Origin of the sequence: uncultured Paraglaciecola sp. (assembly GCF_963977085.1) — a bacterium.
Taxonomy (GTDB): domain Bacteria; phylum Pseudomonadota; class Gammaproteobacteria; order Enterobacterales; family Alteromonadaceae; genus Paraglaciecola.
Map to the genome: position 1 here is coordinate 61,548 of NZ_CAXBNC010000006.1, position 13,888 is coordinate 75,435.

Here is a 13,888-nt window from a genome sequence, read left to right on the forward strand (position 1 = left end):
GACTGGAAGACAATAATCTACAAGCCTCTTGGGAGTTGAAGTGACCAAGGGGCTTTTTAGTTTTTTAACTGCTTTGTTCTTGGTTCTTTTGTTTTAGGCGTGATCCGCAAAAAACTTGCAAAACGCGGAATACCTTTTGCGGTAAGGCCATAATATTTAAAGGTGATGATAGTGCCTATAGAAGGCGGTTGTCGCCGTTGTTTATCAGACAATCCACTACCGATCTTAAATTGTATGCCGTTGTCCATCTCGACCAACATAGAACCTAACAGGTGTTGGTATTTACCTTTGCCAGGAAGGTGCGCAATTACTTTGGCTTCGGCATCTTGGTACTTTTTTAATTTGAGCAAATTGGTGCTTCTTCCATCCTGATAATAAGCGTCTTGATGATGCAACATCAGGCCTTCTGCTCCTTGGGTTACGAATTCATCTAACTTATCCATGAGTTGACTTTGATTGGCGAGTTTGAACTGTGGGACCACCCTTACATTAGGGCTGTCTATGGTCGCTGCCACATGATATAAGTCAGTCAAACGTTGCGTAAAAGTGCCTTTATGTTCAGGTAGATCAAACAGCATAAATTGGATGTTTTTCCACTCGGCAGTGGGTGTGTCCCGTAACACAATAGAGGCTGTTTTTTCAAAGCTGCTGCGCGCTAACCATAATTCACCATCTAAGGACTGGAGCGGGAAACCTTTCACAAACCAAGCTGGCGCGTGAATAATATTGCCATTTCGGGTAATAAGTGCCGCACCATTCCATCGGGCGCGAATACCATCTAATTTTTCACTGATCCAATAGGCTTTTACCACTACGTCATCTTGGTACAAACTGGCTAATTGTAGCGGTTGTGAGTTGTATGCATTGGCAGTTGCAATGGATTCTCTGGTAGTACTACAAAAGCTTGCAACACAAGTTAATAGTACAATTATCTGTAAAGTTAAGCAGAAGATAGGCGAGCGCATATTCGGTGTCATCCATGTCGGTGAATACCCTCAAGACTAGTGCAAAAATCTAGAACCGTTACATTTTTAGGTTATAAGCTTTTTATGAGTAGGCAAGCTATGTTGCTATCGAGCTCATTTCACCACTAACTTATGAGTGTAAATTACAAAGTCGACATCTTGTGTTTGCAACCACTGTGTAAGGGCAGATTCAGATAACATGTCAGGTTTAGACATGGCTTCGCGGTAAATTCTTAAGCGTTCAACTTTTTCTTCATTTAGGGTTTGTGACAGAGTCACTAAATAATAATGACGGTTTGATAAACGGTTTTTAGGCAAGGGTATCTGCCATCCTTGTGGACTTCTAATAAGGGGCAATACAGTATAGGCATCTTGGGCAATCAGTAACACTTGAAGCTGTGATTTAGGTATTTTTAGGTGCAACTTACAGAGTTGACTAAGCGCTAATTCACTAAAAGTTTGATTGCTTAAATATACATTCTTAATTGCGGTTTGGGCACAGCTTTTATCTTGCTTAAGCTGCGCCAATAATTGTATTGTTTTGCTGGGATCTTCTTGAGATATAACGTCTTTTGTTGTGACAGTTTGCTGCTGTGTATTAGTGGTAGAGGTGAATTCCCTCACCCCAAAAAACATTAATAAAGCCAATATTGTTGCCGTTATGGCAATTATATATCGAAAGTTAACACTTGCTAACTTGTTGTGCTTTATATTAGCTGCCGAATGCTGTGGTGAGCTGCTGGGTAATGCGGTTGCAGCCTGTTCCAGATTGTTAACTATCAATGTAAAGGAGTTGTGCTGAAGGTCTGATTGATTCGCTTGTGGTAGTAAAAACTGTACCTCAGCACCGCTCGCTTTCCAGTGTTGCAGCTGTGGTTGTGCTAATTTAAATTTCAGTGCAACTTCACTCACAGCTAACACTTGCAGGTTGCTGGTATTCACCTCGCCGGTGGCACAAATGACCTTGTCACCTTGTTTGACTTCGCCGTTGCCCAGCAGACCTTTTGATTGGGCTAAGTGGGCCAAATACATGGCGACTTGCCAACTATTGCCTTGGTCGATGCGGGCGCTAATATCGACTCGATAACTGCAAGCGCCAAACATTTGCTGAATAATGCCCACGCCTTTTTTGACAAAATTGTGGTAACTACTGCTGATATTAGCAGTGGTAGATGTGCCATTAACGGACACCACCGAGCTGATATCTTCGTCATCAATAGGGGTGATATTTTGTATCGCCACTAATCCTTGAGTGGTGGCGATAAAGATATGAGTCTTCATCTAGTTTGCATCCCTGTAGTCATCACAGAAACGGCAAACAAGTGCGACTTAACCCTTAGGTTTTGGTTAGGATAGGTATATTGCAAACTCGGCATCAAACATGTTTATAAATTTCTGATCTGATTCTTCCATTAATAGCTGCGTTTTACCATCCACAATAGGTGGGAAGTGCAATGAGGAAATCACTTTATCGGAACAACAATTCACACGAACGCCTTGATTATGATGTTTCTCTGCCGTATGTGGGATTTTAAGTATCACATACACTTGCCCAGAAAATTGCTTGTCGCGTTTAAATAACAATTCGAATTCTGCAGACTTACGGCTGCTGATTGCAGTTTGCGAACTGGCGGCCGCCTGCACAGGACTGATGGCAAACGCCATTCTTTGCAGCAGTTGCATGTATTGGCGACGCAATGTTAGTGATTGATTAATTTGTTGCATCACCCGTTTTTCATCAATTTTTGGATTGGCCTGGGCGAGTTGCACAAGATCATTAAACACCAAGGACTTACTGAGTTGAGTTTGTTCAGATGATTGCTGATGTAACTCGCGGTACAGGGTTTTGGCGGTAAATAACTGCTCCTGTGCGAGGTAGTGTTGATCAGGCATGGGATGCTCCATAAATTTGCTTAAATCTATTACTGTATATGCATAGGTCAGAGCGATAAATTTCCGCTAACTGAGTATTTTTATGATTTAATTTTGCTATGACCAACAAATAGCGGGCAACCAACTCATGGCAATGGTCGAGTGCGTCGCTGCCATCCTGATAAATATCCAAATCTGTAATTGCAGGCAGGGTTTTAAAGCCATCCTTATTATTATTTTTGAAGAGGTTTGCCGCTTCATCTAACCAGAATTGTGCCTTAGGGTGCTCTGATAACCATTGCCGGATATGCAAAAAAAGACTTGTTTCAGGTTGGGTTGTGTTGGCGAGTTGCGCTCGCATCCAAATCTTCATTGCTTGTTGTAAATCTGTTGGCATTTGTTTGAGCATAATGCCAATAAACAAAGGGCTATTCAGACTGTAAAAGATGTGCGCAATCACTTGTTGTACATATTTACATTGCAATTCCGAGTCGTTGAGTTCGGCTACGTAATCTTGGTATTGGCGATTGGGGGGGTGTTGCAGTTTATCGGTCACCTCCTGAGGCGACTTCCTTTTGGCTTGGATCAATACGGATTGCCAGCCTCCAAAAATACTTAAACGTAAAAAAGACAAGGGTAATTGGCGCGCCAATTTACCGTGGCTTAAAATAGCACTCATAGGGTGATATTGAGCCAAGGTTAAGAACTTCGGCGATTGGCATAACCAACTTAAATCAGTGTTGTTTTCGACTTGTTCAAACACAGAATGATGTACCCAATCTGCATTAATTTCACCTTGCTCACTGCTGTTACTTTGATTGCCTAAACTCAACGCATGGTCAGCATGAAAGCTGTTTTCAACCACTTCAATGGCGTGGATGGCGTCGAGTAGGTCGTCTAATACAGTGGAATATTTGATATAGCTAGGTTGCGCCGGTGGATTTAGCCAAAAATTGAGTACATCTTGGTCACAGATAGTTTGGGTTGTCAGTTTATGTCGTTTTAACCATCCGCTTATTGATCGAAAACGTTCTTGAGTACTGGCTTCTGGAATATGTTCTTTTAAGTAGGCATAAATCAGTTTTTGTAGTTCTGAGGATAGTTTTTTAACTGCTTGACCATTGGCATCTACTAGTTGCTTTTCAATATTCGCTAACTGGGCAGGGTCAATACTGGCAATTAATTCTAACATCACAGCTAAGACACCAATGCGGGTAGGGGAAATCGTAAATTCGATGTCGCCTAAGTGGAGCTCTAAATACTCCTGACCGATACAGGCTTTGCCTGAAGAGGTTTGTAATGGTTCCCTCAATGCTTGTCTGAAAGTCTTAGGCTGGATATTTTCTTGTACCCAAAAAAAAGTCAATAAAGGTGAGGACGAATACTGAGGATGGTTGACTATTGCCCAGCACAGAAAACTCAATTCATAACAAATCGAGCCATAGTTGCGACACACTATATATCTAGAAAGTTGCTCTACATCTTTATGATGATATTTGTATCCGTTAAGGCCGGGGGTTTCTTTTAGCTGGGCAAACAGGGCTTTTAAGGTCTCACTAATACCGTAGTTAATAATATTGGTCATTCGGCCTGACTAGGGTTGCTGCTGCTATCGTCATAGGTTTAATTTAACGGATATGCAGTTCCTAATCTAGATAAATAGACTCCCATTGCCTGACCTTTGCCATTTTTGATTGGCGTGAGACATTATCGAGTTGCGAATTTTTAACATGAACGACCTTATTGTTTGCAGTCAGCTTTCTTTTATCTTGGTAGTTGCGAGTAATGTTATGCAATCGCAACGCCCGTAAGGTTTCTACTTGTGGATTTTGAGAAGGTGGCTCAAATATTTCTAGGTCAGTTTGTGCTATTTCAGTATCTGCATATCTTGCTTGAATAGGAGATTGCCTAACCCCAGAAACAAATGGCATCGGCTTGTCGTGTTGCAAAAACTCTTGTTGGGTGCCTAGTACTTTATCGACATAGCCTTGAGTGGCAGGCATCACTCTAAGCTCTCCTTGTGAGTTTTTTACACCTGAACCCCCATTGTAGTGTGATAAAGCAATATCCAAACGATTGTTATAACGTTCAAGCAGTTGTTTAATAAATTTGACGCCGATCTTTATATTGACATCGGGTTCAAATAATCGCTCTCTAGGTACACCAAAAGCTTGTTCTGCCGTTCGAGGCATAATTTGCATTACACCTTTGGCACCAGCGTAGCTTAAGGCATTAGGGTTAAAGTTCGACTCTACTTTGGCAATGGCTAGCGCCAATGATGGTGTGATATTTTGCCGATTGGCTTCTGAAATAATGCGTTGTTGAATATCTTCACTATTGTAGTAATAAGTTGCTGCAGCTTGTGGTGTTAAAAATATCACTAAAAGACTGAATATTTTGAAGAGTGACGGGGTATTCATTGTATGTTCTCCAACTGCGTTTGCCATGTTTGGTTAAGCATAGTGATGGAAAGGTTGGGGTGATTGATTTGCTTGCGAAGCGCCATTATTTGCAGCAAAGGTAGCTTATCTTGTACCGCAAGGATCAAGGGTTGCTGTGGCTCAAAAAGTGACAAGTGATTGATACTTAATAGGTTAAGTTGCTTATCATAAAATTTTCCATTGAAGTAAAAGGCATATTGATGGGTTTTATTTTCTGAGCCTGAATTGGAGGAAGATGTTTCGTTATTGCCTGCCAATTTAAGTTGCTCGTCAGTGCTTAGGGATGGCTGATTTTTTTGTGCGTTATCTGGTAAACCAATAGAAAATAGAGCCAAAATTAACAAAGAAAAAAATGCCATAGATAGTCCTAGAGCGACTTCGGTCATGGCTTGGGTGCTAGTGTCGTGATTAGTCTGTTGTTGCATAACGTTCCTCCAATGGAGGTTATGCAATACTTAGAAGGGTTTTTATTGGGAATGGCCTAAAAGAGCGTTAATTTTTCAACATTTGTAAATTAAGCTGGGCAATTTGGTTGCCTTGGGCCGCGGCTTGTTGGTACAGGTTTTTGGCTTTGGTTAAATCTATATTCACTCCTAAGCCTCTTTCGTAAAGTTTACCTAGGCTGTTTTGCGCATCTGCATCTCCCTGAGCAGCTGACTTTTCATACCAATATGCTGCTAATACATAGTTTTTTAGTACACCTTGGCCTGTTGAATACAGGTAAGCTAAGTTGTATTGAGCGTTAATGTGCCCTTGTTCGGCGGCTTTTTGATACCAGTTGATCGCTTGAGAATAATCTTGACTGACGCCGTTACCCTTAGAATATAAATAACCTAGAGTGGCTTGTGCTTGTCTGTGGCCTTGATTGGCCGCTTGAGCATACCAGTTTGCTGCTTGCCGCATATTGAGTTCTGTCCCTAGTGCGTCGGCATACATTTTTCCGAGTAAGTACTGTGACGCCGCATCACCCAAGGTTGCTGCTTGAGTATAGTAATACAGTGCCTCTGGATAGTTTTGTCGCTGATAATAATAATCATCTGCTAATGCTTTATTTTGTTGTTGTTTTTGCACTAGCTGTTGTAGTGCTCGTATCCGCTTTAACTGCTGTTTCGCTTGTTCTCTATATTTGCCAGTGGGTTTCAAGCTCAGGTATTGTTGAAAAGCCTGACTGTTTGATTGCTGCAATGTTTGCTGCCAAATTTGCTCATCGTCTTGGAAATTCTTTATGGCGGTGTGGGCTTCCATGAAGTGTTGGCCTTGAGGCCAAATAGACAGGTACTGTTGGTAGCTCTCTAGAGTATTAATGTTGTCAGCTTGCTGCCACATTTGTTGGTCTCTGCGAGCCTCTTTTTCTTCATCTGTTTCTGGCTGTGGCTCAGGGAGTGTATCCGCTAATTCTTCAGGCAAGTCGGATGGTTGCATTTGAGGCTGCTCAGAGGAATCAACAAATAAGTCAGTAATCAATTCTCTAAAAGTGTCCCAGGAGTCGGATTGAGTGGTCGCTATTAAAGTGAACTGGCGCTGTGCATTGTGGTACTCAAACTCAAGTGGCAGCGTATATTGCTGCTTTAATTTTTCAAGCTTTGCGCCTAACTCTGAAGCCGTTAGTTCAGAGATATATTGGTATGTGCGCTGTGAATTTTGGGGGAGTGCTTGGTTTTTACTTTGCGCATCACCTAATAAAATGTCGGCCACATAACCTTCGATGTTTTTTAAATATTCATCGATTTGTTGCAGCTCGGCACTATTGAAGTCATTTAGCTGTAACTGATAATTAAAACGCCTAGGTAACGCCCTAAGCTTTTCACTTAACACCGCACCCAAGTCCTGCGCCAGTAAAGCAAGGTTTTGATCTAACCAGCTATGTAGACAATCACCTATACAGTTTTGGTTTGGAGAATTGGCCCAATTATCAACCGCAAAGGCATCTTGCTGTGCGCCACTTTGTAAATCTAATAAACGTCCAGATAACCCAAAATACCATTTTTGTGACGCGGCTTGACGTTGTTTAAATGCAGTGAGTTGATACAACAAGGCAAGATTCACTTCTTTTCCAGAGCGTTTTGCCCCTTGTCGAATGGCTTGGTCGGTTAAGGTGGAACAGTCTTCAATAATACAATTTGGTAAGCCCAAATAATGCAAATTAAGCACGTCAAAATCTGCGTTTGTTAAGGCAATTGTCAGGCCTTGGGAAAGGGTGCTGTGAATATCAGCCAAAGGGGGAAGCTGGTTTGGGGTATGGTAGTTTTTGTCGGGTAATACCACAATTTTCCAGCGTTCAGCGGCAACACTTGTCTGCACCCACAAATATAATAGGCCAATAATGGTGCCTATTAGATGGTTTATTGTGCGTTGCTTTGCATGGAGTGGCATAGTTGCTTTAAAAATACTTGTGTTGGTTAAGTTAAATCAAACTGTATTAGCTGCAAATGCAAAAACCTTACCAACCTTCGGTAATATCCCTGTTGGCATTTTCACCCCTTAAGGTGATACGTTTTATGCTAAAAGCATTACCTTCAAAGTTAATAGTGGCGCGCATGTTTAATTCTTCGAGTAATTTTAGAAGGTTTCTACTTAGCATTGCTGTGCCAGTGGTAGAGCGATAGAGCAAAGTTGTGCGGGTAAACCTTTGCTGTGTTGGGCGATGAGACACATAACCCGAAAATAGCAATAAATACTCTTCAATGTTGGCGACATGTTTGGCGCTAAAACCATCAAATTCTAAATAGTAGTCGTTCACTAATTCTGCTTTTTCGGCAGTGCTTGATTCAGGTGATCCTGCATTTATCAACCAATTTAATTTTTCAGCTAAAATTAATCCTAACTCATCACCCAATACTTTGGCTTCATCTCCCATTTCTTCAAGGATACAAGTTTGTCTGTCACAGGCGTAGGGGATAGACCAAGTTCTTGGGCTTTGCACTTCAAAATTATCCAGAAATTGCCCCGACTTAGCATTCAATATCTTACCGGCAACCCGGGCTCGAGCTTTTTTTGCATACTCGTTTGTGGTCACCGCAGTATAAGTACTCAGCACTACAACTATATCAATAGGAGGGCGCGTGACAGAGCGAGCAATATCGAGTAACTCTGCATCGGTTCGACGCCCCGGGCCTTGATTAAAAGTATTAAGAGTGACGCTAGTTTCGTCATAAACATCAGCAACCTGATTAAGCTGTTGACTAATACTGGCGTGAACCCGTTTATTAATCTGACTATCTCTTGGGACAGAGTGTTTATCGGCGTCTTCTATCATTACCAGTAAGTTAACACTGTCTGCCCCTTTGGCATTTGAGACGGCTCCAAGGGTCAGTGACAGCACAATAATTTTTAATAACCAACTCATGGAAGGTTCCTTGGTTTTAGCTGTATTCAATTACTGCTTTAGGTTATGCAAAACTTAGGGATAGTTTTACTACTAGGGCGGGTAATAATCTTATTTAAACATAATTATAAATACAGCTGGGTCATCTTCGCCAAACTGCTCGCATCATCGTCATTTTTACCTTTGCCCACTAGTTGACTAATAAGGAAAACCTTGAACATTGAGTCTAGCGCGATAAATACCCGCAGGTAAACAGTCGGCGTTACCACATTGTCGTACTTTGTTACCATCCATCGGAGCAGTCAGACCCGTCACATATAAGGTGCGGCCATCTTCCCCACCAAAAGCAATGTTGGTCACTATATGGATCTCTGGGACAGTTAATGTTCCAATTTCATCATAGTTCTTATTTAGAATCACCACTAATTGATCGTCAGTTCTGGTAGGAGAATTACGCGTGGTTGTGACATATATATTACCACTGCAATCTTTGCCTAATCCGTCTATAGGAGTGTTGAGTAGTTGTTTAGGGTTAGATACGCGTCCAGATTTCAATTCAAATGCCCACAGCCCCGCAATGCCGCCTACGATCAATTGTTTTTGATCCAAAGACAAAGTAATGCCATTTGGTTTATCTCGTAGAGCCGGAACTAATTCGGTCACGAGTGTTGGATTAACCTTACCATCGGCGCTAACGCGGTAAATACGCTGACCTGGCACTTGAGAGCCAGGCGCACCACCACCTTGGGTATTAGCGGGATCAATATTAGAAGGAGTGTTCCAATTTGGATCCGTGAAATAAATTGTGTTGTCATCAGCGATCGTAAGGTCATTTGGTGAGTTAAAACGTTTATCTTCATAACGAGTCACAATTGGGCTCACTTTTTTAGTTTGCCAATCGATATAAACAACCGAGCCGTCAAGCTGACGGGTTGCAACTAAATTGCCATTATTATCGATTGCTAGTCCATTAGTGCCAGCTACTGTATCGTCGAGCCACACTTCAGGTTTAGTGCCTGGTACCCAGCGCCAAATGGTACTTTGGTTAGATAACACAAAGTCCTGATCGTTGGCTTGATGAGAGCCTAGGTTTGAGTAATACAATGCGCCATCATGCCAAAGTGGACCTTCAATATTGTTCATTCCTTGATATATCAATGGAATACCTTGCTCTCGGGTTAAGCTAACATTGCTTAAATCCAGTTGAACCTGTTCTGAACCCGGTGCGCAATAAGCCCCATTGGCTTTTGTTGATTGGTCGACATCTGCTGCAGCGCTGACATTGGTTATAAAGGAGGCAAATAATAGTGGGATTGTGAGTTTTAAATCGTTTAACGTCATCACTTTGAATTTTGTCATTTTTGGCCTTTGTTTATTTCCAGTCAGGCATGCTTTCATTAATTATTCCTTGTTTTTGGACATAAGTCATTTGTCACTTTGCAGTTTAGTATCAAACCCTGCAGAGTAACCAAGAAGCTTGTATCATTCAGCCGAGATTGCGAGTTTTTTAAATTAATACTCACACAAAGGATAATGTGATAAGTCCTCTACTCTACAGAGGTTCCGAAAACCGTAATAACTAGCCCTAGAATGCCAAGTAAGGCGAATCCTGTGCCTTTATATGTCAAGCCGTTTTCTGAGTAACTTCCTTTTGCTGCTATGAAAGCTTGAAGTGCATAATAAAAAGCAAAGGCTCGAGATGCGTAACTAATGATCTCAAAAATACTCATTGCCCATGTCAGCACTAATCCAATGCTTACTAAAACAGCATAACCCGCTCGTGGGGAAACCCAACCCTTAGTCAGTTCAGTAATCAAACCTCCTGAGCCACCCGTGTCTGCCACTGCAGCACTAAATTGTGCGCTGATGGCAGCGGCAATCAACAGCAGTGGCAATACAGGCGCCACAACAGCCATAAGATCGATAATCGCTGTTTCACTTAATACTAAGTTTTCAGGAATAAATAGGTAGCTTAGAAAAGCAATGTATATCATATAGATTGCTGTAGATATCCATTGTGCAAACTGCATAGAGTGAATTCTTGTAAGGGGGAGGTATTCGTCTCCAAGATACCGTGATGTTTCAAATCCCTGTACTGTAACAAGTAAACCTGCCGTCAGTACAATGGCTTGCCAACCAGTCACAGTTGTGGAGCCTCGTACCAGTTCACTGGCTACTGCTTTATCAATAAAGTACCACCCAAGACCAAACAAAAGCCCTGCGATGATAGACAGTTTGATTCCGACAGTGACTTGTTCCATACGCTCTAGTGCATGAAATCCCCTGATCCAACCAACTAGTAGTATGATTGCAAATACAGCACTGGTTACTAGTTGCGCATTGAAGGCATCGTTTAGAGGTGTAAGGCTCACCGCAAAAGATCCAAGCAGATTTAAGTAATAGGCTACTGAAATAATATAGGCAAAGGCTAGAGCCCAAGAAGAAAGTGTTTCAAGCTTTTCCTCGAACGCAGTTCTTACGCCACTAAGTGCGGCTAGCCTTACTATATTGAAACGAATTGCCGCGCCAAAAAGGTAAGCCACAATGCATAAGGTCATCATAAAAAGAGGCGCAAATTGTCCGAAGGATGCCACCAATATTGGACCCAACACCAAAAATCCACTGCCAATAATAGAGGCTAAGGGCGTAATTGCGGCGCGCCAAAGTAAGTTATTTGCTACTTTGGGATAAAGTAACAAGGCAGCTGCTGCGATGGCCACCAGAATAATTAAATAACTAAGCATTAATCCTTTGAGCTTTTCTTCATTCGTACATTTGTAATAGGCAGTTTGTGGAAAAAGTGGCTAAAAACAATATTGTAAACGAGTATTTTCGACGGGGAGAAATTAGGGCAAGAGTAAGCGCAATAGCTGCTCTATGCAATAGAGGCTCGTTTTTTACTTTTTGTTGAAACACTGGGTGAATGAATTGAACTCGTAACTATCCCACCATGAGTCCAAGTCCAACATGCTGGTTATGTGATTTAGAATCATACACCAACGTAACGCAAACTATTATTTTACAATGCTAACTCTATGACCAAGCTTCTTTGTCTAACTCAGGAAAAGTAACTTTACATTCTCCAGGTTTAACACCGTCCACTCTCGCAAAACCATCGCCATCCAAAGTGCCTTTAGCAATACTGCCGTCTGGCAATTCAATCTGATACTTTTCCCCGGGGACAGGGGCATCTTCTTCATCCAATAATTCAATCTCGATCCAACTGGTCTTTTCTTTTTTTTCCTCTGGGGTTTGGTCTTCAATTGCCTTATGTGCAGGTGCGACGGTTGAGCCATATTTGCCCTTTTTGCTCTCAACTTGTTTAGCTTTTACCTCTGCCACCTTTCCAGGATCGGCTTCATCGGCTTCAAAGGCTTCAACAGGTTTTGAGGGGGCAACAACAGTGACTGCCTTTCCACTTTTAGTTTTCATAATAAAATACTCCTATTTTATTCCCTAGTCTGAGGGGTAAATAAGCATACTCTGGGTTGTATCAATTTGAAAGAGGTCCACTATTGCTGAATTCGCAAGCCTTTATTGAGCTATATTTAAATCGCGGCTAGTGGGGGTATTGAGCACATATTTTCAAACAAAGGCACTAGTATCCGCAGATAATAGCCCTTTTGAATATAACTATTAATGCGGCTACTAAATATACATAGCTATGGCAGGTTGAATAATTTAGAGGCTTTAGATTGTGGTATGAACACCATAGATACAAGGTGTTCATACCACAAATTCATAAAAGTGTTTTAAGCATTCACCACTGATAGAGTTCTTGGGGCAGCGGTGAGGGGATTTCGACTATATTCATTTTGAGACATAGGCATAAATTTGCGTGGTAAATTATCAATAAATTCTTGGGCATTAATATAACAAGGCTTACGTAATCCTTTATGGGCTACATAATCACCAATCGGAATAATATTAATTCCCACTAAACGCATACTGCGGATCAATTTTGATTCGGATAATAAATAAACATGTGGGCGATTTGATTCTGCGGCTAGCTTCAGTGAAGTGTAATATAAATGTAAAGCGATATATGGATACAGCTTTTGTTCCTGTTCGCTTGTTTCTTGATGTAGATTTTGTTTGAACTCTTGATCCACTGCTAGGCGAGAAATTTCACAGATATTATCACGGCCAAATTTTTCAGGATGGTAATCAGAATCTAACAATTGATTTTGCGCCAAAACTTCCATGGGCAACAAGTCATCTTGGTGATAACAATTGACTACTCGAGTGCAACCGATCACATCACCTAGTTTTTGATGGGTAATAGCTACGTGGTGAGCACGAGTGTCAAAATCATCTGTTTCTATCCCAGTATTATTTACTGGTTCATAGCCCATTTTTTCGCAGTAAACTTTATGCCTTAGTCGATAAATTTCATCGCATTTAGTTGGTGACATCATGTGATTTACGCCACTCTCCACCCAAAAATAACGGCCAAAGCGGTGCAAAGGGCTTAACTGAAATAAATCACTGACAGTTGCTGATTTAGTTTTGTTTGAACTTTGTTCCCACACTGATTTTGATTGCATATAAGGTTCGCGTTTTTATTATATTAATTTTTATACTTAAACGATAAAGAGCAACTTATCATCACATTCTTCGAACTTATCAATTATTATGCCAGTCTTAATTTTTAGTATGTATATCAGGACGTTACCTTTGATTTTTATACTAGCTTCACAAATATTCAATTATGAAATGTTATTTAAATGAGACTGAAATCAATAAGTTAATATTAAACCCTTTAAATTCAAACACATATACTGTCGCAAAATAAAGACATTAAAGGTATCGCACTGTTTCTTCCGATTCCATCAGGCTTTTTTCGTTGTATCCATTTTTGCAAAGACGCTTATTAAATTGACTGGAGGACGATTTCGGCCTCGCAGAATAGGTAAAATAAAACGTCACTATTTCCATATTTGGCTCTCTTTTATACCTTTACGGACGTTATAGTCGGATATTTTGGCCTATTACTCAACTGTTTTCACATAATTCAAAACAAGCGCTTCCTATTGTAGTGCAAAGTACATTTTGAATATTTGCGATTGTTTATGATCATCTATATCCAGCGGGAGCTATTTGAGGTGAAATTCTAATTAAAGAGGGCAAAAGAACGACATTTGGGTTTTTATATTCAGGTGACAGGGTATCTTTTGTCTTGCAGCAATACGGAAAGAGATTAAATACGCAAGAGGTGTATTGTGTGTTGGAAGATCCGATGTTTAGCTGTTGGGGTACTGCTAAAATCTAAAATCTAAAATCTA

General features: G+C 41.0%; 12 protein-coding genes. All 12 read right to left on the reverse strand.

Annotated features, from left to right (window positions below; genetic code table 11):
• Positions 1-56: 56 nt before the first annotated feature.
• On the reverse strand, positions 57-965 hold the full coding sequence (locus AAC000_RS09040) for a DNA ligase (RefSeq protein WP_339721982.1): 909 nt from the start codon (positions 963-965) through the stop codon (positions 57-59).
• A 114-nt stretch (positions 966-1,079) separates the two neighbouring features.
• Positions 1,080-2,246, reverse strand: a complete 1,167-nt coding sequence (locus tag AAC000_RS09045; RefSeq protein ID WP_339721983.1) for a hypothetical protein — start codon at positions 2,244-2,246, stop codon at positions 1,080-1,082.
• 66 nt (positions 2,247-2,312) lie between these two features.
• A complete protein-coding gene (locus tag AAC000_RS09050) occupies positions 2,313-2,858 on the reverse strand; it encodes a hypothetical protein (protein WP_339721985.1) in 546 nt (181 codons plus the stop codon).
• Positions 2,851-4,422, reverse strand: a complete 1,572-nt coding sequence (locus tag AAC000_RS09055) for a hypothetical protein (protein WP_339721986.1) — start codon at positions 4,420-4,422, stop codon at positions 2,851-2,853. The genes AAC000_RS09050 and AAC000_RS09055 overlap by 8 nt, the downstream gene beginning before the upstream one ends.
• 61 nt (positions 4,423-4,483) lie before the next feature.
• Complete coding sequence (locus AAC000_RS09060; RefSeq protein ID WP_339721988.1) at positions 4,484-5,257, reverse strand: lytic transglycosylase domain-containing protein; 774 nt, start codon at positions 5,255-5,257, stop codon at positions 4,484-4,486.
• Positions 5,254-5,703, reverse strand: a complete 450-nt coding sequence (locus AAC000_RS09065; protein ID WP_339721990.1) for a hypothetical protein — start codon at positions 5,701-5,703, stop codon at positions 5,254-5,256. Before AAC000_RS09065 ends, AAC000_RS09060 begins: the two co-directional genes overlap by 4 nt.
• Before the next feature lie 67 nt (positions 5,704-5,770).
• Positions 5,771-7,651 (reverse strand): tetratricopeptide repeat protein, encoded by a 1,881-nt coding sequence (locus tag AAC000_RS09070; RefSeq protein ID WP_339721992.1) that lies wholly within the window; start codon positions 7,649-7,651, stop codon positions 5,771-5,773.
• Between the two features lie 67 nt (positions 7,652-7,718).
• Positions 7,719-8,624 carry a hypothetical protein gene (locus tag AAC000_RS09075; RefSeq protein WP_339721994.1) on the reverse strand — a complete coding sequence of 302 codons (906 nt, stop codon included), beginning with the start codon at positions 8,622-8,624 and terminating at the stop codon, positions 7,719-7,721.
• A gap of 177 nt (positions 8,625-8,801) precedes the next feature.
• Positions 8,802-9,962, reverse strand: a complete 1,161-nt coding sequence (locus AAC000_RS09080) for an SMP-30/gluconolactonase/LRE family protein (protein WP_339721996.1) — start codon at positions 9,960-9,962, stop codon at positions 8,802-8,804.
• Positions 9,963-10,150: 188 nt separating this feature from the next.
• Positions 10,151-11,347, reverse strand: coding sequence for a hypothetical protein (locus AAC000_RS09085; RefSeq protein WP_339721998.1), 1,197 nt, complete (start codon positions 11,345-11,347; stop codon positions 10,151-10,153).
• Positions 11,348-11,636: 289 nt separating this feature from the next.
• Positions 11,637-12,035, reverse strand: a complete 399-nt coding sequence (locus AAC000_RS09090) for a hypothetical protein (protein ID WP_339721999.1) — start codon at positions 12,033-12,035, stop codon at positions 11,637-11,639.
• Between the two features lie 320 nt (positions 12,036-12,355).
• Positions 12,356-13,150, reverse strand: coding sequence for a PEP-CTERM/exosortase system-associated acyltransferase (locus tag AAC000_RS09095; RefSeq protein ID WP_339722000.1), 795 nt, complete (start codon positions 13,148-13,150; stop codon positions 12,356-12,358).
• Between the last annotated feature and the right edge of the window lie 738 nt (positions 13,151-13,888).